Raw genomic sequence first — 22,704 nt, 5'->3', positions numbered from 1 at the left:
CCGTTACGCCTAAGTCTTCAGCGGTTTTAACCTCTAGGGGCTTTTTCTTGGCCTTCATGATATTCGGCAAGGATGCGTAGCGGGGTTCGTTCAAGCGCAGATCAGTGGTCACGACGGCTGGCAGTGTCAGTTTCAGTGTTTGCAAACCACCGTCCACTTCACGTGTCACCAGCAGATGCTCCCCTTCAACCTTAACTTCTGAAGCAAAGGTGGCCTGTGGGCGGTTCAGTAAGGCCGCCAGCATTTGGCCGGTCTGGTTGTTGTCAGAATCGATGGCTTGCTTGCCCAATAGAATCAGACCGGGCTGTTCAGTTTCCGCGACCTTAGCAAGGATACGCGCAACCGATAGCGCATCGGGGCTGTCTGGAGCTTCAACCTGAATAGCACGATCCGCGCCCAGCGCCAAGGCGGTGCGCAGTTGCTCTTGGCAGGCTTTGCCACCAATGGAGACCACCACCACTTCCGAAGCAACGCCCTGTTCTTTTAAACGCACGGCTTCTTCAACCGCGATTTCACAGAAGGGATTGAGGGCCATTTTGACATTGGCCAGATCCACGTCTGAGCGGTCGGCCTTTACACGGACTTTCACGTTATAGTCGATAACGCGTTTTACGGCGACGAGTAGTTTCATCACAACTCCTATTCTTGTTGTTCTATATGACTAACAATACTAGTCGAGATACAGATTTCCTCAATAACAAAAACCACCCATATCCATGACAAAATACATCAGCTGTATCTTTTTTCTATCACAATCGTCTGCAATCAAGGTCAAGAACAGCGTTTAATCAGATTAGCAGATGTACGAGATACTGAGGCTTGGCTCAGGCCAGTTTATACTGGCCCAAGCGCACACCATGGTAAGGATGAGGAAAGAATAGTGTACAGGGGGAGGCAATCAAGCAACGGCGGCTTTCTTTGACATAAACGTCGCAAATGCGGCCTGGGCTTCGCTTGATGATAGGCGGGCGGCAAATGCCTTAACCTCCTCCGTCAAAACCCCCGCTAACTGAGTTGAGAGATATCCTTTCATCATCGCCTTGCTTTGGCGAACAGCTTCGGGGCCCATCTCACTCAATATCTGGGCTTTGTCTAATGCGAAAGACAATAACGCATCTGCGGGAACGACTTGATTAATCAAGCCCACCTGCGCGGCTTTTTCAGCAGAGAAGGCCTCACCCAACACAAGCAGTTCAAATGCTTGGCGATGCCCTAGATGCATGGGCATCAACAAGCTTGTTCCACCTTCAGGGACAAGTCCCATGCGTGTAAAAGGCAGCTGAAAACGTGCAGTGTCATCGGCGTAGACCAAATCACAATGCAGCAGCATTGAGGTACCTATGCCTATGGCAACACCCTTGACAGCCGCCACCAAAGGTTTCGGAAATGTCGATACTGCTTGCAAAAAATGCAAGGGTATTGAGATTCGATCAGGGTCTTGTACGGCTGCGACAAATCCTGCGATGTCATTGCCCGCACTGAAATCAGTCCCCTGACCTGCAATCACGACAACATGCACATCGTCTGCCTCCGCAGCGTCATTGAGCGCCTGCGTCATTTGTTCATACATTTCTTGCGTCAATGCATTTTTCTTTTCAGGTCGGTTAAACGTCAGCAACAACACCTTTCCTTTTTGTTCTTTTAAAATAGGGTTCTGTGACATCATCTGATTATTGATCCTGTGTTTCTGTCAATTGTTGATGGGGAACGAATAAATGGGGTTGATACTTGGCAATCGCCGGCGAAAACTCAGCCCAAGTATGGCAGGTATTGAGCATCCCTTTGGCACCTGTCTTGGCTTGTGACTCAGAGGCCTTTGGCCAAAGCGTTTGCACGGCGGTTGTCGTCAAAGGCTTTAACAACTCATTCAGATGAGTACAGCCTTCAACACCACCTGTCAGTTCTTGTGCTTGCTTATGCCAGCCACGTCCAATCCGAGTTCCTTCTAAACGCTTATAATGGCCAACGATGCCAGGACACATCTGAAAAGGCGTTGCGTCCATACTGGCCTCAACCTGATGAATCAGAAAGCTCTGATCAATCGTCAAGCGCATACGTATGTCATGGAAGGGTTCACCCGCCGCCACATAGCCACCCCGCTCTTGGTTCTCGACATTGTCACTTTTTACATCGACCATTCGTCCTTCAATATCCCAGAGCCCGTCATCCCGTTCATAGCCTTCACAAACAATCGTGCGACGGTGACTTAAGCGTCTTTTAACGGGCTTGGACAATGGCATGTTTATTCTCCTGGCATGGCTCTAGGCCGCTTGATCTGATTTAAATTGCTCTTTTAGTTGCCGACGCAACACTTTGCCAACGTTCGTCTTCGGAAGCTCACTGACATACACAATGTCTTTGGGAATTTTATAACGCGTCAATTGATCCTTAGACCATTCTTTGAGCTCTTTCACGCTGGGCTTAATCTCGGGATCTTTTGCCACCGCAAAGAGCCTAACCGACTCACCACTGTGTTCATCCGGCATCGAGACGGCCGCACACTCCAAAATATCAGGATGCAGTGAAAACACATCTTCAATTTCATTTGGATACACGTTAAAACCCGATACAAGAATCATATCTTTGGCTCGATCAACAATACGTAAAAACCCTTCAGAATCACGTACAGCTATGTCTCCTGTCATGAAGTAGCCGTCATCTGTAAAACTGGCTTCCGTTTCACGTTCGCGCTGCCAATAGCCTACCATTACTTGAGGCCCTTTAACACAGAGCTCACCTATTTCACCATCAGGAAGATGCTCTCCATCCGGATTTACAATTATCACCTCTGTATGTTTTAGCGGCTGACCTATCGTGCCTAAACGGATATCACGTGGAGAGTTAATCGACACGGCTGGTGAGGTTTCCGTTAAACCATACCCTTCCATGATTTGACTGCCTGTGATGCTTTTCCACATTTCAGCGGCTTTTAAGGTTAATGCACAGCCTCCGGAAATCGTAATTTTAAACTGGCTAAAGTCGACATCTTTAAATTCAGGCTTGTTGCAAAGCCCGATAAACAAGGTGTTTAAGCCCATAAAAGCCGAGGTTTTCCACTTTTTCATCTCTTTAATGAACCCGTCTAGGTCACGTGGGTTCGCAATAAGTACGCTATGACCACCGCAGTCCATAATGATCAGAGACAAGGTAAAGGCATAGATGTGATAGAGAGGCAAAGGTGCAATCGCCGTATCTGCCCACCCCGCGGGTGCCTGATTAATAAGATGATGCCCCTGCACCATGTTTGATACTAGGTTTCCGTGACTTAACACAGCCCCTTTTGATAACCCTGTGGTCCCGCCTGTGTACTGTAAAACCGCAATATCAGCGGTTTTCACTTCAACTGGCCTGGGCTGTTGACCCGCATAGCGTGATAGCACATCACGCAGCTCAAGGGCGTTAGGTATATGGTAAGGCGGCTCGGCCTTTTTGACATACTTAACAACACTGTTCAATAAATGACGCTTAAGGAACCCATGCAAATCACCAATTTGAGTGACAAAAACATGCTTTATTTGAGTATTGTGCAGAATTTTCTCTGCGTTACTGGCCATGTTTTTAAAAATCACTAGGGCTTTAGCACCGGAATCGTTGAATTGGTGCTCCATTTCTCGAGGGGTATAAAGAGGGTTTGTGTTTACAATCACCAAACCGGCTTTAATTGCACCAAACAAAACGACTGGGTATTGAATCAGGTTAGGCAATTGTATCGCGATACGATCACCGGGCTGTAAGTCTGTTTCTTTTTGGAGATACACGGCAAACGCATCAGCATACTGCTTCAATTCTTGATAAGACAGAGTTTTACCAAAACTGGTAAAGGCCGGCTTCTGTGCGTATTTTTTACAGGTGTGTTCAAACACTTCGTTAATGTTGGTATAGCCCGAAGGATTTAAATCGCTTGGAATGGTCGTCCCACGCTGTATGTCCATAAGAAGATCCTGACTTTTATTGTTATCTTGAAACAACGTCTATCTAACAGATAAAGGCGCGAGTTCATCTCTCTAGAAACAAACCCACGCCATTAATACCCTTACGCGACTGGAAAAATAGACGTTAAGCGAGTAGCTAGCATGATATCGCCATCGGCTTTGATACGCCCAGTCATGAAGGCCTGCATACCATCTGTTTCGCCATTCATCACTTCCTCTAGGGTATCCGACGCCATGGTCAAGGTAACACTGGGATCATCATGTTCACCTTGAGCAATCTGACATACGCCTTCGGATATCGCAACAAACCATGGCTCACCATCTTCAATTTGATATTGAAACACGGCCTCTAAAGAGCCTGCAGCTTGCGCATTAAAACGATCACCCATTGCTGTAAAAATTGCATTTAAATCTGCCATGCTTCCACCTTCATTCGATTGTTTTTTAGATGTGTATCGTTTCGCATTAAGACTTAAGGCAGCCGACAACACTTTTTGACCTGCTTTTGTTCTGAGCAACTTTTTCATCGCACAATGCTCGACTTAAAAAATAAAGTGTTCAGAATCTAATGCCAACAAATTATCTGCACCGGACAACATGACATCGGCATGCATTTTTGTTCTTGGCAATAAACGATCATAATAGAAACGAGCGGTTGCCAATTTAGCTTTATAGAAGGCTTCTTCAGATGTCCCTGCAGCCAACGCATTTTGTGCCACTTCAACCTGACGCGCCCAGAGCCATGCCAGCGTGATGTACCCTGAATACATGAGGTAATCCATCGCGGCCGCACCGACTTCCTCACGGTTCTGCATTGCTTTCATGCCCACTTTCAGCGTCAATTCGCCCCACTCTTTGTTCAGTCCAGCTAGGGTTTTAGTGTACGGCTCCATCGCCGCATTGCCCTCGTGTGCCTGACAGAACTTGTGGATCATTTTGGTAAAGCGCTTGAGCAACTCACCCTGACTCATCAGAATTTTACGACCCAACAAGTCTAATGCCTGGATTTGTGAAGTTCCTTCATAGAGCATTGAAATGCGGCAATCGCGGACATTTTGCTCCATGCCCCACTCGGCAATATAACCATGACCGCCAAAAACCTGCAAACCATGATTTGCAGACTCAAAGCCCACTTCGGTCAAAAAGGCTTTTGCAATTGGCGTAAGCAACGACAATAAATCTTCGGCCTCTTGTTTTTCCTCTGCGGACGCTGATAGCGCCGAACGGTCCACCTGTTGAGCCGCAAAGTAAATAAGGGCACGTCCACCCTCAGCAAAGGCTTTTTGTGTGAGCAGCATGTTGCGCACAGCAGGGTGCACAATAATGGGATCGGCTGCACCATCTGGATTTTTAACGCCGCTCAACGCACGCATTTGCAGACGGTCTTTTGCATATACCAATGAGTTTTGGAAGCCCCACTCAGCATGAGCAAGACCTTGCAGCGCGGTGCCAATTCGAGCCGTGTTCATAAAGGTAAACATACAGTTCAACCCTTTATTGGCAGGACCTATCAGGAAGCCCGTCGCGCCATCAAAGTTCATAACGCAGGTTGAGTTGCCATGAATACCCATCTTATGCTCAATAGAGCCGCACTTCAGCGCATTGCGCTCACCCGCTTCGCCCGCTGCATTTGGCAAGAACTTAGGCACAATAAACAATGAAATGCCTTTGGTGCCCGCAGGTGCATCAGGTAAGCGAGCCAGCACGATGTGAACAATATTGTCTGTTAAGTCATGCTCACCGGCTGAAATAAAAATCTTTGTTCCGGTAACTTTGTAGGTACCATCGGCTTGAGGCTCAGCCTTGGTTCTTAACATACCCAAATCTGTTCCGCAGTGAGGCTCGGTCAGACACATGGTCCCCGTCCACTCACCAGAGACAAGCTTGGTTAGATAGGTTTGTTTTTGCTCTTCTGTACCATGCGCATCCAGTGTATTCATCGCGCCATGGCTCAGCCCTGGGTACATACTCCAAGCCCAGTTAGCGGTGCCGACCATTTCGTTAATGACAATACCCAAGGATTCCGGCAGACCCTGCCCACCCCATTCAGGATCGTGCGCCAGCGATGGCCAACCACCCTCAACAAAAGCAGAGTAAGCTTCTTTAAAGCCAGTCGGTGTTTTAACTTCACCATCCTGAAATTGACACCCTTCTTGATCACCCACTTGGTTTAAAGGTGACAACACCCGCTCAGCGAATTTTGCACCCTCTTCCAAAATTGCCGACACCATATCCGGTGTTGCTTCTTCGCAACCGGGTAATTGTTGATAATGCGCGTCCATATGTAGCACTTCATTTAACACGAACTGCATGTCGCGCAAAGGAGCCTTGTATTCAGCCATGATTTGCAACCTCACTTTTATCGTTATTGTGTACGTCTGTACTTGGTATTAAGCATGGACGAATTATCCAAAAGTACCAATAACAAAAGCTGCCAGATTTAGTGACAAATATGCTCTAAGCCTGGCTTGGGTTTAACTCATGTGTTGAATAAAGGCCCTAATATTGGAGTTAGTATTGTGAAAGGACGGTATCTATACGTGACAAAAAAGGGCGAACCTGCTGTTTGTCGGAATCAGATACCTGTGCAAACGCACGTACAATTAACATGGCTTGCTCAACCTGCTGACGTATTTCAGGCGGCAACATCTGTAGCATTTGAGGATTGACACTGTCAAACTCAGCGGCCATAGCAAACATCTCGGGGCTCTCAGATTCCGCTTTTAATGCACCGTAGGCTAGAATAATTCGGTCTCCGACCTCAGCCCAACGCTCTGCGCTGGTAAAGCTGTGCTGACGCGTAATCTGAGTTAACTCTTGATAAGCACTCGGCTCTTCTTGACTAAGTAGGGCAACACCCTGCTGGTGAGGATTGAAGTTTTGTCCTATCTCAGGAGTCACCTCTTTAAGCCACGCATCTCCTTTACCTTGATTTTCCAATTTGCGCCCTAGCGCTTCCACTTTCGGCAAACTATTGAGATAGGCGTCAATTGACTGAGGATCTAAGGTGGTCATTTGCGCCGATGCCGACCCAAACGCCAAAAGCATGCATACCGCAAACGCACTGACTAGCCACTGTTTCATGTTCCACTCCTTGATAATTTTGATCTTAGGATGGAAGTGTAACAGGCCGAACTCCCCTTTGGACAGGTGCCATCCTTGGCAATTTACACGCGTATTTATCGTGGCGAGTCGTAGACCTCAGGCCCAGAGGTCAAGGCTGGATGCGGCTTTAACAACGCCGTCAAAGCGGGCAGCAGGATAAGCGCACCCAGCATATTCCATAAGAACATAAAGGTGAGCAGAATCCCCATATCGGCTTGGAATTTAATCGGTGAGAACACCCAAAGCACTACCCCAATCGCCAGCGTTAGCCCAGTAAAGGCCACGGGCTTTCCAGTGGTCTTCAAGGTCTCGAAATACGCATCTGTTAAATTCATGCCATTCGCTAAGTAGCTGCTAAGGCGCGAATAAATATAGATGCCATAATCAACGCCTATACCGACCCCCAAAGCAATCACAGGCAAGGTTGCCACCTTAACGCCAATTCCAAGCTGTGCCATTAAGGCCTGACAAAGCAGCGAGGTGAGGGCTAAAGGCAATATAATGCACAATACGGTCTTAACCGAACGGAATGTCAGCAAACACAAAAGACTGACAACACCATAGACCCAAGCCAACATCTCGTACTGTGCACGGGCGATAACTTGATTGGTGGCCGCTTCAAAACCTGCATTTCCTGCCGCCAAAACATATTGAAGTGACTCATCATTATAGGTGTCTGCAAACGCCTGTGCGGCAGCACTCACCTCCTGCAAGGTATGGGCTTTGTGATCATCCAAGAAAATAATCACGGGCAGCAATGAACAATCGGCATTCATCAGACCACCGGGCACGTAGGCCAAGGATGCATTAATCACAAATTGATTACGACTGACGGAGCGCCATTTCGGATTTCCTTCATTCAAACCAGAGGTAATCCGCTTTGACAAATCGGCCAAAGAGATACTGGACTGTACACCCGGAACAGATTGCATATGGTGCTGGAAACGCTCGACGGAAGACAAGGTTTCAAAACGACTGCATTGCTCAGGCGCAGTAACCGCCATGACGACAAACACATCGCTTGAGGTCGAGTAGTTATCGGTAATGAAGGCATTATCGAGATTATAACGAGAGTCTGCCCGCAACTCTGGTGCACCTTTATCTAGATCACCAATCTGAAGATCTCGAGCGGCATAAAGCCCGACCACTGTCAAAACCACTGCAACACTTAACGCCAACACAGCACCTTTTCGAGTGGTAAACCACGTCAACACTCTCCAACGCTCAGCCCCCTTATCAGACTGTTGTTGGGCATATTCAATCGCGCGCCCCCCCACTCCTACATAGGACATCAACAAGGGCAACAGCAATAAGTTGGTCAAAATAATGACAGCAACACCCAAGGATGCAGCAACGGCCAGCTCCTGTATCACCTGAATATCAATGACCATCAAGGTAAAGAAGCCAATGCCGTCGGAAACCAGCGCGGTTAAGCCAGGAATGTATAGAATTCGGAATGCGCTGCGTGCCGCATGCCATTTATCTGGGTTTTTAAGACTTTCTAAGCGTATGGAGTTGACGATCTGCACACCATGACTCACGGCAATGGCAAACACCAAAAACGGAACCAGCATGGAATACGGGTCGATGCCGTACCCTAAGGCATTCAGTAAACCCAACTGCCAAATAACGGCAATTAACGAGCAAATCAACGGAACGATGGTGCCGTTAATGCTTCTCGAATAGAGGTAAAGTAACACCAAGGTAATCACTATCGCCAAGGCAAAAAACACCGCAACCTGATACGCTCCCTCAATCAAATCACCGACAATTTTGGCAAAGCCAGTGATATGTATCGTCACCTGCTCCGTCTGATATTGGTCTCTAACGAGCGTTTCCAAACGTTCAGACAGCGCTCGATAATCCAGACGGTCACCGCTTTCAGGATCAAAATCAAACAGAGGCACCTCAACAATCGCTGAACGGAAATCGTTGGCAACCAAACGACCCACTTGCCCTGAGCGCAACACATTTAGCCGTAGTTCTTGCAGGCTTTCGAGAGAGCCGTCGTAATCCGGCGGGATAACTGGACCACCGACAAATCCTTCCTCTGTCACTTCCGTCCAACGCACATTGGGCGTCCAAATCGACTGAAGCGCTGCTCGATCTACACCTGGAATGAAAAAGAGCTCGTCTGTCACACGCTGCAATACAGCCTGGAATTCCGCATCAAAGATATCCCCCTGTTGATTGGCAACCGCCACGCGTACGCTATTGCCAAGACCCGACAAATCGTCTTGATAGGTTAGGTAATTTTCAACATAGGGATGACTTGCAGGTATCATTTTTACGAAACTGGCATCCGGCCGAATCTGAATGGCTTGCCAGGTCAAGATCAGGGTAATCAATGCAAACACAAGCAGGACTTTTAAACGGTGATGGAATAGCACCCGCTCAGCCAACTGTTCAGACCCTTTAATAGGCAACAAAAGCACGTCTGTAAAACGACTCATTGTGCTAACTCCTTAGCGCGATTCGACAAAAACACCCCCTGCTCACCCACAAGAATCCACCCTTGCTCCGTAGCAATAACCGAATTGAAATGTCGACGAGTATTTAAAGGCTGCGTAAGTAATTGATTTGAGTCCGGTCCCAACAAAAGCGTGCCACCCAGCCCCGTGATCGCTAAAAGACCCGAATGGCTCTGTGCTCCAAGGAAACTGACCGTCGGCTCGACGTGCACAGGATGCCATTCGTAGCCTGCGTCAAGACTGCGGAATAAATTCCCCCTGAGCCCTAAAGCCAGCAATTCATCCTGATGCTGAGCCAAGGCAAAAAAAGACCCATCATAAGGAGAAGGCAAACTCTGCCATGATTGGCCCTGATCGTAGGACTTCAACAGCAACCCTGCCTCCCCTGCTATGTACAATTGATCATCCGCTTGCAGCAAAGCATTTAAATGCAGTCGATCAGGATTCGGCAAGCGATCCGCAAAAGACGTCCAAGTCTGGCCACCATCGACAGTGGATAACGCCAAACCATAGGCACCGACAACAACCCCTGTTTGTGATGAGGTAAATAGAACATCAAGCAAAGGGTTCACTGGGCCTTCTTCCATTGCCACTTCGGCATCTTCCAGATCAAATTCGGCGTCTTCGATATCCATGGCATCAGCATAGGCGTCGGCTTGCAATGACTCGAGCTTGCTCTGAGCATCCTCAACCAATAGGGCATTGATCGTATGCCCATCTAAGACTTTCTCCCAAGTTAACCCAGCATCTTTCGAGGTCAACAACACACCGTCGTGTCCGGTGACCCACCCTTGATCCTCTTGGAAAAACACCGCTGTTAGCAACGTACTGACAGGGCTGCTCACCTGCTGCCAATCACGCCCTTCATTAACGGAGATTAAAATGACGCCCAAATCGCCAACGGCCACTAGATTCTCTCCAGAGCGCGCAATATCAAGCAACATAACGCTCTTGGCGGCATCGGAGTGCGATGCAGGCTGCTCAAGACGGTCGGGCAAACCCGCTTGAGAAGAAAAAGGCAGCAACCCAAATAGACTGCTGGCCATAACGAACGCGCATAATGTATGTTTGGTCATCTGATTGTTCTTGTTGTTCAGATTGGAAAAACGAGCCTATTCGACTCGCTCAAATAAAGCGGCGATTCCTTGCCCACCACCGATGCACATGGTCACAACAGCATAACGTCCTTTAATCCGCTGCAACTCATACAACGCCTTAACCGTAATGACGGCCCCTGTCGCACCAATTGGGTGTCCCAGAGAAATCCCACTGCCGTTTGGGTTAACACGCTCGTTCGGGAGATTTAAATCCCGGACAACAGCCAGCGCCTGCGCGGCAAAGGCTTCATTAATCTCCCAAAGGTCGATGTCTCCAACCTCTAGCTCAGTGTTATCCAGCAGCTTTTTCACCGCAGGAACAGGGCCTATGCCCATATACTTAGGCTCAACACCAGCAAAGGCATAGGAAACGAGTCGAGCGATTGGCTTCAATCCTGAACGCTCAACCTCGGCTGAAGTTGCTAAGACCAGCGCGGCAGCTGCATCATTCAAACCCGATGCATTACCAGCCGTCACGCTGCCATCTTTTTTAAAGACAGGCTTTAGCTTCGCCATATCCTCTAGCGTGCAATTCATCCGGATATGTTCATCCTGATCAAAGACAACATCGCCTTTGCGTCCTTTAATAAGGATGGGCAGAATCTGCTCGTTAAAGTGTCCCGCTTCAACGGCCGCTTGTGCACGCTGATGGCTTTGCATGGCCAGCAAATCTTGATCTTCGCGACTGATGTTCCACTTTTCAGCAATATTTTCAGCGGTTATGCCCATGTGAACGTTTTCAATCGGACAGGTGAGCGCACCGACCATCGAGTCCAACACCGCGCCATCACCCATACGCTGTCCCCAGCGCGCAGCCGGCATCCAATAATTGGTTCGGCTCATGGACTCGGCACCACCTGCAACGGCCGCTTGGCAGACGCCTAACTCAAGTTGCTGTGCCGCTGAGATGATGGCTTGCAAACCACTGCCACATAGACGGTTGACAGTGAGTGCAGGGGTTGTTGCTGGTAAACCACCCAGCAAGGCCGCCACACGTGCCATATACAAATCACGGCGTTCGGTTGGCACAACATTTCCAAAAACACTGTGGCCTATGTGCTCCGGTTCAATACCAGCACGGGCAATCGCCTCCGCAACCACTTTTCCCGCTAACTCAACCGGTGCTTGGTCTTTCAACCCACCACCAAACGCACCGATTGCCGTTCTGACGGCTGAGACGACATAAATATCCTGCTTCGCCATAACATTACCTTTTTATTTTCTGTAAAACTGACGGCTAATTTGGCTATTAGCATCCCTTGACGCAGCGTTTGCTGCAATAACAGAAGACTCCAGTATAGATGACAATATAGTTCAGCATCAGATGAAGATAGTACCTTTTTTAGGCGTTTTACAGTCAAAGTGATCTGATCCGACATCCCCGCCTCGATTAAAAAACCTGAATTCATGTTTTCATTGACTTCTGGGTAAGTTTTCGACCCGCCATTTCCTGCAAAAAGCGACGATTGTTGCCTTCGCGTAACATCTGCTGATAGCCGATCGCTACTCCGTTTTGCAACCTCACCTCAGAGCTTTCCTTCCAACCGCATCTGCAGACCACGGCGAGTAACGTAATAGCCTGTAAAAACACCATGAAAAATTATATAGACAGCTATCGTGATGAAAGTCAAAATGAAAGCACTGTTTACTTTACCTCCACTAATAAATACAAATGGAGTTATATAAACCACAGCATAGAATAAACGTAGATGCCATTTTCCTTTAATTAATAATCGTTCTGAGCCTACATCGCCCCCTCTGGTTAAGAACCAGAATTCATTATTTTCATTCACAGGTGAAAGCATTTTTCTCTCTTCGATTATTTCTCGAATCATGTCATCAGAATATGAACGATAGGTCAGGTAAGCTAATAGCTCAATGACGATACATGAGATTAAAAGTGCGCTGAATATAAAAGGAAAAGCACCAAGATCGATTGATATAGTGATTGCGATATTTGCGCCAAAAGCAATTAGTAAACGTAACATCCAAGCACTTAGGTTACTTATATACAAGTCATCAGGTTCTTCTCCCTTAGACCTAAAAATAGCCGACACTAAAACAATAGTAGGAACAAAAAATAACAATCCAATATTAAATAGTGTCAGTGGATGCGTTAACCCTAAAATTAAACTGAACAAAAGGGGAATTGAGTGAAACGCTAGAAAAATAGCTAAAAAAAACTTTACCACTACCCATAAACCAGCATACTCAGGATTTGGATTTTCTACCCAGCGTGCTCTATCAGCACCCGTACTTTCGAGGGGGTGATCATATTCTTGATTAATCTTCATGGCGCCACCATCATTCCCTGATACAAGTCAGAATTCTGAAAGTCAGGTTGGTTAATGGTTGTGTTTGCACTCCATTCACGAAAAGCTTTAAGCGCCTTATCTTTAACACCAGATGTATTTATTACGTACCCCATTACTGCACCTACAGCGGCAACAATAAAAAAACCTGCTACTGCTATTGCCATAGGTGCAAGTGCAACACCAGCTGCTGCCATGCCGACGACCATGAGTGACGTCAACGCCATCCCCACAACCGTTGCAACCACTACTGCACCCAGCGAAAAGCCTAACGAGACAAGTAACTCATCTAGCTCTTTTCCTTCTTTATCCGAGCTAAGCCATTCAGTAACATCCATAGTACATACAAACAAAATACCTAATGCCCCGCCTCGTGAAGCTAAGCCTCTTACCGCTTGAGATACATTAGGGCCAACACCCTGTAATGCGACTGACATAGACGTCACCTGTAGTCGTCCCATGCCCGCGGCTCCATATTGTAGATGAGGCCTGTGCCACAACATCGCTTTATGCCAGTTGCCTTGAAAGGCAAGTACGCGCGTTCCATTTTTTAAGCGTTTTATCGTCAATTTACTACCCGCCATTTCCCGCAAAAAACGACGATTATTGCCTTCGCGTAAGAGTTGGTGACAGGCTATAGCCATTTCGCTTTGCATCCTGGTATCAGAGCTTTCCTTCCAACCGCATCTGCAGACCACGACGAGTGACGTAATAGCCGGTAAATAGTCCATGAGCCATAAAATAAATCGCAATCGCAGCAAAAGCCACTAGATAGGCACCAATGGCTTTACCGCCACTAAGCACACCAAAAGGAGCAATGTAAGCTAAAACATATAATAAACGTAGGTGCCACTTGCCTTTGATAAATAAGCGATCTGATCCTACATCTCCCCCTCTATTTAAAAACCAGAACTCTTTGTTCTCATTGACAGGGGAGAACATTTTTCTTTCTTCGATGATCTCTCGAATCATGTCATCAGAATAGGAACGATAGGTCAGGTAGGCCATCAACTCTATAACTACACAGGCAATAAGAAGTGCGCTGAATATAAGGGGAAAAATATCAAAGGCGGTTGAAACAATAAGGGCAATATTTGCTCCAAACATCACAAATACTCTAAACAGCCAAGTTGCTAGATTAATCTCTAGTAAATCATCAGGTTCTGCTCGTTTGGACTGAATAATAGCAGACGTTAGAACGGCTGTCGGTACCAACACTGTCAAGCTGAAATAGAATAAGGTTAGAGAATGCTTCAACCCCAACGTCAGGCTTATCAATATAACTATTGAGTGAGATATAATAAAAAAAAGCAAGAATTTCTTTACCAAGACCCATAGTTCGTTAGTCTTTGAATTGGGATTTTTCACCCAAAGCGGCCTTGTTGTATTCAAATTTTGGTTGTATTGATGCAAATCATTATTTTTCATGGTGCTACCATCATCCCCTGATAAAGATCAGAATTCTGGAAGTCAGGTTGGTTAATGGTTGCGTTTGAACTCCACTCCCGGAAGGCTTTGAGTGCTTTATCCTTAATGCCAGAAGTATTATTTACTATCCCGATTCCAACTCCAACGGCCAAAACAGCAACAAATCCCAATCCCGCGATGACTGCCGGTGCAAGAGCGACACCCATAGCTCCAATAATAAATGCGGATGCCGCCATCCCCACAATCGTTGAAACGACAACCGCACCCAGCGTAAAGCCCAAGGAAATTAACAACTCATCCAGTTCTTTGTCACCATCTGCACTTAACCATTCCGCGACATCCAGTGTGCATACAAATAACATTCCTAATGCACCACCGCGTGAGGCTAGGCTTCTGACTGCCTGTGATACATTAGGACCAACACCCTGTAATGCGACTGTCATAGAGGTCACCTGCAACCGACTCATGCCCGCGGCGCCATATTGTAGATGAGGTCTGTGCCATAACATCGCTTTATGCCAGTTGCCTTGAAAGGCAAGTACGCGCGTTCCATTTTTTAAGCGTTTTATCGTCAATTTACTACCCGCCATTTCCTGCAAAAAACGACGATTGTTGCCTTCGCGTAAGAGTTGGTGACAGGCTATAGCCATTTCGCTTTGCATCCTAGTATCAGAGCTTTCCTTCCAACCGCATCTGCAGACCACGGCGAGTAACGTAATAGCCTGTAAAAACACCATGAAAAATTATATAGACAGCTATCGTGATGAAAGTCAAAATGAAAGCACTGTTTACTTTACCTCCACTAATAAATACAAATGGAGTTATATAAACCACAGCATAGAATAAACGTAGATGCCATTTTCCTTTAATTAATAATCGTTCAGAGCCTACATCGCCCCCTCTGGTTAAGAACCAGAATTCATTATTTTCATTCACAGGTGAAAGCATTTTTCTCTCTTCGATTATTTCTCGAATCATGTCATCAGAATATGAGCGATAGGTTAGATAAGCTAATAGCTCAATGAAAATACAAGCGATTAGAAATGCGCTGAATATAAAAGGAAAAACACCAAAATCGATTGATACAACGAATGCAACACTAGCGCCAAAAGCAGGTACTAATCGTAATATCCAAGAACCTAGGTTACTTAAATACAAGTCATCTGGTTCTACTCTTTTAGACTGAAAAATAGCCGATACTAAAACAATAGCAGGAACAACGAATAACAATCCAATATTAAATAGTGCCAGTGGATGCGTTAACCCTAAAATCAAACTGATCAAGAACACCATTGAGTGAAGCACTAGAAAAATAGCTAAAAAAAATTTTACCCCTACCCATAAACCGGCATGTTCAGGATTTGGATTTTCTACCCAGCGTGGTCTAGCAGCCCCCGTACTTTCGAGGGGGGCATCATATTCTTGATTAATCTTCATGGCGCCACCATCATTCCCTGATACAAATCAGAATTCTGAAAGTCAGGTTGGTTAATGGTTGTGTTTGCACTCCATTCACGAAAAGCTTTAAGCGCCCTATCCTTAACACCGTATGTGTTAATTGGGTATCCAATTAACACACCTACAGCCGCAACAACAGCAAATCCCAATCCTGCTATAACTACAGGGGCTAGTGCAACACTAAATGCCGCTAAGCCGGCAACAATAAGTGACGTCACCGCCATCCCCACAACCGTTGCAACCACTACTGCACCCAGCGAAAAACCTAACGAGACAAGTAACTCATCTAGCTCTTTTCCTTCTTTATCCGAGCTAAGCCATTCAGTAACATCCATAGTACATACAAACAAAATACCTAATGCCCCGCCTCGTGAAGCTAAGCCTCTAACCGCTTGAGATACATTAGAGCCAACACCCTGTAATGCAACTGTCATAGAGGTCACCTGCAACCGACTCATGCCCGCGGCTCCATATTGTAGATGAGGTCTGTGCCATAACATCGCTTTATGCCAGTTGCCTTCAAAGGCAAGTACGCGCGTTCCATTTTTTAAGCGTTTTATCGTCAATTTACTACCCGCCATTTCCTGCAAAAAACGACGATTGTTGCCTTCGCGCAGCATCTGTTGATAGCCGATGGCCGCGGCGCCTGTTTCACGTGTCACCACCCCGATGGCTTCATCGCTGAGGGTTTGATAAATAGCGTGGCGTAGCCAAGCGGCGGCTTCCTCTGTTAGCTCAGAGACGTCATGTTCACCATCCCCCAAACCACCCGCGGGTATTTCAAGTGTAATGATATATGGATCACCCCCTGCTATTGGCATGCCATTTTCGTCATAGCGACCATCTGCACGACACGATATCTCCTGCTCATATGTGTTCAAAATTTGATCCGTCTGTCGGGTACGGTTTGTCTGATTAGAAAAACGGTCTTCTAGCGCCTGTACCTCTGGACGAATGATCGCCGGAGCGGCGGGCGCTGGCTCAAGTATCATATGAAAGCGGAGATCTTCCGGTGCTTTTAGACGACCAAAAGCTCCAACATCTTCAAATATTCGATGTGTTTTACCATCAACCGTTACAACTAAAGGACCGCTCGTTTCAGCAAGGCTATTAGGAAAGCGCAAAGTGTAGTTCTCTGGCAAACTGGGTGTGATTTTACCCCCAACACTACAGGAGATCACACTGTCACAATCAATACCGTCGGCAATAGAGAAGCGAAACAAGTTGAATTGTTGGCACGGCGTACACACCTGACCTGGAATACGGTCGCGGGAAAATTCAGTCATCAGCATCACCTTTTGCATAGACAATTGATTTGAGCATTAACTCGGCTTTGGTATCCGGATGTTTAGCTGATTCAAGGAGTTTTCGGTAACATTCGTTTTCTGCAGGGAATTGCGACAACTCTAGAGCAACGCTTACATAGGTGCTAAGGGCATACTCACTTTCAAACCCATAACCTTGTGCTTGCTCAAGTAAGATTTTTACAATCTCTTGAGCTTTCTCATGCTCAATATGACCATACTTTGAATTAGAAAAAATGAATTTATCGATCAACTTATTTTGAAAAGCCCTATTGCTTTCCTCTTCAGCTAATCCGGCCACCCACTCCTCGGTCGGTTTTGATGCGATGATATTCGTGTGTTCTACAGATCTATGCGCGTGAGCAATTATAATTGATGAGCCTTTAGGGCAGATGACCGCGAGGCTGTGTTCCTGAGTGACCATCATCATCCAGTGTGTTTCAGCACAAGCGGTACTGAAAAAACAATGCGCATAGCGCTGTTCCCAAAACCTGAAGTAAAACCAACGCCCATCTGCATCTTGCAAACGAATGAATTTGCGCAGGTGCTTGCGTAACGCGTCAAACCCAGCCCTACAACGCAAAAAAATCCCCAACTCTTTTTCCCACAGTCCGCCAATTCCGTCAGGACCCGTGAACAAACGGCAGGTAAAGTGATTGTCTTCCGTGAGTTCCACCAAATAAGGCGCATGCTCGGCAAGCTCTTCTTGCGCTTTGCCCTGAAAAAGCGACTGATACCGAAGACCTGAATCCTCCAGAAAACTAGTCAGCAAATAGGGCATTTTGGCCGCATCTAAAACTGCATAGGTGGCCAACGGTGGAGTATGGTCTCCGAATTCATCGCGCTCGGCTTTGGTCGGGTCAGGCTGACCGAACAGAGTTTCACGTAGCATATTGGGGACTGTTTTCTTCGGATAGACAGAAAACTGCGCGTCAAGAGGTGTAAAAGGACCAAGCGTTTCTATCTGAAGCCATTTATCGTCTTCCGCCACATCTCTTGAACCAGGCTGACGCGTCATCGCTCCAAGCGCAACTCGCTGCCGCCCCTCATTCACCGAGCGCGCCAAAGCCACAGCATAGGCAGCCTCTGCTGGGTATTGCTTCACCCAAGAGGTTGCAGGCAAAACAGTGCCTGACCAATAAAACTGATACCCCTTATCACTCAGCGCCTCTATCACCAGCAGTTCATAATCCTGCCGATCTGCGCAAAGCGCAGCCGCAATCAGCTCTACATGCTCAGCCCCGCGGGAGGCGTAGCAACGGCTAAGAAAGGGAGTCATGACTTGACCTCGCTGATATAGAATCTCTTTTTTTTAAAGCACTTTTTAAGCAGGAGGAGGTTTCTACTTTTAAGCAAGACAAACAAGCACTGAGCAAACAAAAACGGAATTGGCAGAGCTTCTTGGCCTTCATCTTCGACGCGGAGCCATAGAAAAACATTTTCACCTGAGGGTGCGTCGATTGCATGCAAGCGGGATTTTTGTGAATACATCAATGTAACCTACTGTTTAGCAGGACTGATGCTTATGGAAAAACAGGACGCAAAGCGATTAGGCTCAGCACAGAGGGTGTTCATCCATGAAGCAGCGACTACTTCCTTGTTGTAAAGTGAGCATTTAAACAATTAATACGTTGAAAGGTCAACCTTGATTTGGCTTTTCAGTTTTCCATCCATACTATTCGGCTGTCGAACATAGAAGGGATCGGCTGCGAAGAGGCTGATTTTGGCAAAGTCCAGCAACCTCTTCGTATACGCCATTTCTGAAAAACGGAAAAAACACAAGATGCTTTTCCCTTATTGCTCATAGGTTCATAAAATCGAGATAAAGAATATGTCATAATAGCTCAGAATAAACAGCGGGCGCTCTACTTCTAACCACACGCCTTCCATATAGGTCTGAATCACAGGAATCTAGACATTGGATCTTTATCTATCAACCCTTGGCTTTACAGCCAACATTGTCGCCCCCATTTTTTTCATTGTGTTCTTAGGCTATCTGTTAAGACGCATGGGGTTAATCAATGTTGAATTCATCAACATCAGTTCAAAGCTGGTCTTCACGATCACCCTGCCCGCTCTCGTCTTCATGTCAGTGGCGCAGACGGATTTTCATGCTGTCTTCAACCCAGGTCAGCTCGGATATGTGCTGATCGGCACGTTAGTGACCTATGTACTCATTTGGCTTGCGGCATATCATTGGATAAAAAAACCAACCGATATCGGTGCATTTATTCAAGGTGCCTTCCGCAGTAACTTTGGCATTATTGGCTTGGCTGTTAGTTTCAACCTATTCGGAAACAATGGCTTGGCGCAAGCCTCCTTACTGCTAGCCTTGGTGATTCCCTTATACAATATCTTGGCGATTATCTGCCTAACGGTTCCGCTGCGCAGCAACCAATCCGTTAAACTGAGTTCAATGCTCACTGAGATTTTGAAAAACCCCTTAATTCTAGCTGTGATATTTTCTCTACCCTTGTCCTACTTTTCGGTGCCCTTACCCGAGGTTGTTTCGACAACGGGTCGTTACTTTGCAAACCTGACCTTACCCTTAGCCTTGCTGGCAATCGGTGGCACTTTGAACCTGAAAAGTTTAAAAGATACCTCCTATCAAGCCTTTTGGGCCACCAGCATTAAACTCATTTTGTTGCCCTTAGTATTGACAAGCGGTGCATGGATAATGGGCTTTAGAGGCCAAGACTTGACGATAATGATGGTGCTGTTTGCCTGCCCAACGGCTGCAGCAAGCTTTGTGATGGCTAAAACGATGGGATCAAACGCCGAGCTGTCTGCCAATATTATTTTAACCACAACACTAGGATCAGTCCTTACCCTTAGCGTCGCCATTTATTTGGTTAGACTGCTAGGCGTGGTGTGACTTAAGCAGTGTGAGTAGTTTGAGGTGAGCTGCACACAGGACAGGCGGGATCTTTCGACAGTTTCATTTCTCGCCACTCCATGCGACGACCATCGAGCAACAACAAGCGTCCTTGGAGTGAACGCCCTACACCTGTGAGAAGCTTAACGGCCTCAAGTGCCTGTACCGACCCAATAATACCCACAAGAGGCGAGATGACTCCCGACTCTGAGCAGGTCAAACGCTCATCGTCTGTTTCATCATACAGGCACTGATAACAGGGCGAAGCCGCATCACGAGGGTCATAAACACTGACTTGTCCATCAAAACGGATTGCTGCACCGGATACCAAGGGTGTTTTTGTGGCTACGGACATGCGATTCAAACTAAAACGTGTTTTGAAGTTATCCGTGCAATCAACAACAAGGTCTACCTGACTCACACAATCATGCAACGCCGCCCCTTCGAGCCGCTGTTCAATGGCTTTGAAAACTGTCTGGCTATTCAAGTCTTTTAATGTCTTGATGGCGGACGCAACCTTTGAAAGGCCCACACTGTGCTCAGCATGCACAACCTGGCGCTGCAAATTTGAGACATCGACCTCATCATCATCCGCCAACCACAACTCACCGACACCCGCTGCAGCCAAATACAGTGCAACCGGGCTCCCTAGACCACCTAAGCCCAGAACAAGTACACGGCTATTGAGAAGCATCTCTTGCCCCGCAACATCAATCTCAGGCAGCATGATTTGACGGCTGTAACGCAACAATCCCGCATCATCTAATTCAACCCTTGATTTGGCCATATACTGTTCACCTTTGCTTAATGAGGAGTGCGAGCACCGGTAATACGATCGTGCCCACTTATATCTTGCCGCGTAAACACATCTTGATATCCTTGTGCTTCAAAAAGGGCCCGTACCTCTGCCGCTTGATCAAAGCCATGCTCAAACACCAACCAGCCGCCAGACACTAGATATGAAGGTGCCTGAGCAATGATCCACCGAATATCGGCCAATCCCTTCTCGTCAGCAACCAACGCTGACCTCGGTTCAAACCGCACATCCCCTTTATCTAAATGCGGGTCCTGCGGATCGATATAAGGAGGATTACTTAAAATCAAATGAAACGTTTCTTGCAGAGGCTCCAGCCAACTCCCCAATCGAAAATCCACCTGTGGCAAGTTAAGCGCCAAGGCATTGCTGCGCGCCAGCTCAATCGCTTCAGGTATTCGATCGGTTGCAATTAGCTGCCAACTAGGCCGTTCACTGGCCAACGCAAGCGCAATAGCCCCCGTTCCCGTCCCAAGATCGGCCACTCGTTGAGCGCTGGATGGCAAATGCTCCAACGCCCACTCAACCAACATCTCTGTCTCTGGGCGAGGGATCAAGGTTGCATTCGACACGGCCAGTCGAAGTGTCCAAAAGTCACGATAGCCAATCAAGTGTGCCACGGGCTCACCTTGGCGACGTTTTTCAATCAGCTCAGTAAACTGTGCAGCTTGCGCTGGGCTCAGATCTGCATCGGGCCATGTGTACACATAACTTCGCGGCTTATCCAGCACCCAGAGCAAAAGGGTCTCGGTATCCACTCGCGGCGAGTCGGAATCAGTTAATATCCGCGCACACGCCAAGGCATCCTTAACCTTCATCGCTGAGATTACCCAACTGCTCCGTTTGATACTCTTGCCTCAAGGGAGCAATCACGGCCTCTAGCTCGCCCGCAACAATCTCATTAAGCTTATACAACGTCAGGTTAATCCGATGATCCGTCACGCGCCCCTGCGGAAAATTATACGTCCGTATACGCTCTGAACGGTCGCCACTGCCCACTAGGCTTTTTCGGGTGCTGGCTTGCTCGGCGTGCTGACGATCCAATTCCGCTTGTTGCAGTCTGGAGGCCAGCCAACCAAGTGCTTTGGCTCTATTTTTATGCTGTGACCGCTCTTCTTGACACTCAACCACCAACCCCGTGGGAAGATGGGTAATACGAATTGCGGAATCCGTTTTGTTGATATGCTGCCCGCCCGCTCCAGACGCACGGTAGGTATCGATACGTAAATCGGCTTTGTTAATTTCGATGGCGGCGGCCTCATCCATCTCCGGCATCACTGCCACGGTACAGGCTGAGGTATGAATGCGCCCTTGAGATTCAGTTTCGGGTACACGCTGCACACGGTGTGCGCCCGATTCAAATTTCAAATGCGCATATACATCCTGTCCAACAATACGGCTAATAATTTCTTTGAAACCACCGTGCTCACCTTCGCTTGCACTGATCACTTCGACACGCCAGCCCTTGACCTCAGCATAGCGTGAATACATGCGGAACAAATCCCCGGCAAAAATGGCCGCTTCATCGCCTCCGGTGCCCGCACGCACCTCTAAGAAGACATTGCGGTTATCATTAGGATCTTTCGGCAAAAGTAAGAGCTGCAACTCACTTTCATACTGCTGAATACGTTCTTGCGCTGTCTCAATCTCTTCTTGCGCCATTTCTCTAAGATCAGGATCGGCATCGCTGGCCATTACCTTAGCTTCTTCAAGATCGCTCTGTGCACCCTGCCACTGTTTAAACTTAACGACCACAGGTTCAAGTTCTGAATACTCTACCGAATAACTGCGAAACTTATTTTGGTCAGTAATGACGCTTGCTTCACTTAGCAATGCAGAAAGCTCTTCAAAACGATCGGCGAGATTGTCTAGCCGATTTTGTATCGAAATTTTCATGTTAATCTAGGT

The 22,704-nt window shown here is 47.2% G+C and carries 21 protein-coding genes; 1 reads left to right on the top strand and 20 read right to left on the bottom strand.

The annotated features are described in order from the left end of the window. The 17 genes from F5971_RS16910 to F5971_RS16830 all read right to left on the bottom strand — a co-directional run. The coding region (locus tag F5971_RS16910; protein WP_193495191.1) for an electron transfer flavoprotein subunit beta/FixA family protein at nt 1-631 on the bottom strand (631 nt) is incomplete at its 3' end. A gap of 267 nt (nt 632-898) precedes the next feature. Further along, a complete protein-coding gene (locus tag F5971_RS16905) occupies nt 899-1,666 on the bottom strand; it encodes an enoyl-CoA hydratase-related protein (protein WP_237748710.1) in 768 nt (255 codons plus the stop codon). Between the two features lie 4 nt (nt 1,667-1,670). After that, nucleotides 1,671-2,240, bottom strand: a complete 570-nt coding sequence (locus tag F5971_RS16900) for a DUF2889 domain-containing protein (protein WP_193496230.1) — start codon at nt 2,238-2,240, stop codon at nt 1,671-1,673. A gap of 21 nt (nt 2,241-2,261) precedes the next feature. Next, complete coding sequence (locus F5971_RS16895) at nt 2,262-3,932, bottom strand: AMP-binding protein (RefSeq protein WP_193496228.1); 1,671 nt, start codon at nt 3,930-3,932, stop codon at nt 2,262-2,264. 101 nt (nt 3,933-4,033) lie between these two features. Continuing rightward, nucleotides 4,034-4,459 carry an SCP2 sterol-binding domain-containing protein gene (locus F5971_RS16890; RefSeq protein WP_337588690.1) on the bottom strand — a complete coding sequence of 142 codons (426 nt, stop codon included), beginning with the start codon at nt 4,457-4,459 and terminating at the stop codon, nt 4,034-4,036. Between the two features lie 15 nt (nt 4,460-4,474). Beyond that, entirely contained in the window at nt 4,475-6,274 is a 1,800-nt protein-coding gene (locus F5971_RS16885; RefSeq protein ID WP_193496226.1) for an acyl-CoA dehydrogenase C-terminal domain-containing protein, read from the bottom strand. 169 nt (nt 6,275-6,443) lie between these two features. Beyond that, on the bottom strand, nt 6,444-7,016 hold the full coding sequence (locus F5971_RS16880; RefSeq protein ID WP_036514761.1) for a hypothetical protein: 573 nt from the start codon (nt 7,014-7,016) through the stop codon (nt 6,444-6,446). A 95-nt stretch (nt 7,017-7,111) separates the two neighbouring features. Then, the gene (locus tag F5971_RS16875; RefSeq protein ID WP_193496224.1) at nt 7,112-9,490 is read right to left on the bottom strand and encodes an efflux RND transporter permease subunit; all 2,379 of its coding nucleotides are present in this window, start codon (nt 9,488-9,490) and stop codon (nt 7,112-7,114) included. Further along, a complete protein-coding gene (locus F5971_RS16870; protein ID WP_193496221.1) occupies nt 9,487-10,584 on the bottom strand; it encodes a WD40/YVTN/BNR-like repeat-containing protein in 1,098 nt (365 codons plus the stop codon). The genes F5971_RS16875 and F5971_RS16870 overlap by 4 nt, the downstream gene beginning before the upstream one ends. A gap of 36 nt (nt 10,585-10,620) precedes the next feature. Further along, the gene (locus F5971_RS16865) at nt 10,621-11,808 is read right to left on the bottom strand and encodes an acetyl-CoA C-acyltransferase family protein (protein WP_036514758.1); all 1,188 of its coding nucleotides are present in this window, start codon (nt 11,806-11,808) and stop codon (nt 10,621-10,623) included. A gap of 323 nt (nt 11,809-12,131) precedes the next feature. Continuing rightward, the gene (locus tag F5971_RS16860; RefSeq protein ID WP_193496219.1) at nt 12,132-12,899 is read right to left on the bottom strand and encodes a hypothetical protein; all 768 of its coding nucleotides are present in this window, start codon (nt 12,897-12,899) and stop codon (nt 12,132-12,134) included. Continuing rightward, nucleotides 12,896-13,561, bottom strand: a complete 666-nt coding sequence (locus F5971_RS16855) for a hypothetical protein (protein ID WP_193496217.1) — start codon at nt 13,559-13,561, stop codon at nt 12,896-12,898. Before F5971_RS16855 ends, F5971_RS16860 begins: the two co-directional genes overlap by 4 nt. A gap of 19 nt (nt 13,562-13,580) precedes the next feature. Continuing rightward, complete coding sequence (locus F5971_RS16850; RefSeq protein WP_193496215.1) at nt 13,581-14,345, bottom strand: hypothetical protein; 765 nt, start codon at nt 14,343-14,345, stop codon at nt 13,581-13,583. Next, on the bottom strand, nt 14,342-14,995 hold the full coding sequence (locus tag F5971_RS16845; RefSeq protein WP_193496213.1) for a hypothetical protein: 654 nt from the start codon (nt 14,993-14,995) through the stop codon (nt 14,342-14,344). Before F5971_RS16845 ends, F5971_RS16850 begins: the two co-directional genes overlap by 4 nt. A gap of 19 nt (nt 14,996-15,014) precedes the next feature. Beyond that, nucleotides 15,015-15,782: a hypothetical protein gene (locus tag F5971_RS16840; protein ID WP_193496211.1), complete on the bottom strand. Its 768-nt coding sequence runs from the start codon at nt 15,780-15,782 to the stop codon at nt 15,015-15,017. After that, entirely contained in the window at nt 15,779-17,089 is a 1,311-nt protein-coding gene (locus tag F5971_RS16835) for a hypothetical protein (protein WP_193496209.1), read from the bottom strand. Before F5971_RS16835 ends, F5971_RS16840 begins: the two co-directional genes overlap by 4 nt. Next, nucleotides 17,082-18,386, bottom strand: coding sequence for a DUF4123 domain-containing protein (locus F5971_RS16830; RefSeq protein ID WP_051514531.1), 1,305 nt, complete (start codon nt 18,384-18,386; stop codon nt 17,082-17,084). Before F5971_RS16830 ends, F5971_RS16835 begins: the two co-directional genes overlap by 8 nt. Before the next feature lie 639 nt (nt 18,387-19,025). Here F5971_RS16830 and F5971_RS16825 point away from each other — a divergent pair. Beyond that, nucleotides 19,026-19,982, top strand: coding sequence for an AEC family transporter (locus F5971_RS16825; protein WP_193496207.1), 957 nt, complete (start codon nt 19,026-19,028; stop codon nt 19,980-19,982). Nucleotide 19,983: 1 nt separating this feature from the next. On the opposite strand, the gene F5971_RS16820 is transcribed toward F5971_RS16825, so the two are convergent. Genes F5971_RS16820 through prfA form a run of 3 tightly spaced genes read right to left on the bottom strand, consistent with a single transcriptional unit; the run spans nt 19,984 to nt 22,692 of the window. Beyond that, nucleotides 19,984-20,769 (bottom strand): HesA/MoeB/ThiF family protein, encoded by a 786-nt coding sequence (locus tag F5971_RS16820; RefSeq protein WP_036512628.1) that lies wholly within the window; start codon nt 20,767-20,769, stop codon nt 19,984-19,986. 17 nt (nt 20,770-20,786) lie between these two features. Beyond that, on the bottom strand, nt 20,787-21,614 hold the full coding sequence (gene prmC / locus F5971_RS16815) for a peptide chain release factor N(5)-glutamine methyltransferase (protein ID WP_193496205.1): 828 nt from the start codon (nt 21,612-21,614) through the stop codon (nt 20,787-20,789). After that, entirely contained in the window at nt 21,604-22,692 is a 1,089-nt protein-coding gene (gene prfA, locus F5971_RS16810; RefSeq protein WP_036512625.1) for a peptide chain release factor 1, read from the bottom strand. The genes prmC and prfA overlap by 11 nt, the downstream gene beginning before the upstream one ends. Between the last annotated feature and the right edge of the window lie 12 nt (nt 22,693-22,704).

This window comes from Nitrincola alkalisediminis (assembly GCF_009821115.1).
GTDB classification, from domain to species: Bacteria; Pseudomonadota; Gammaproteobacteria; order Pseudomonadales; family Balneatricaceae; genus Nitrincola; species Nitrincola alkalisediminis.
This window is presented reverse-complemented; position numbering and strand designations above follow the sequence as displayed.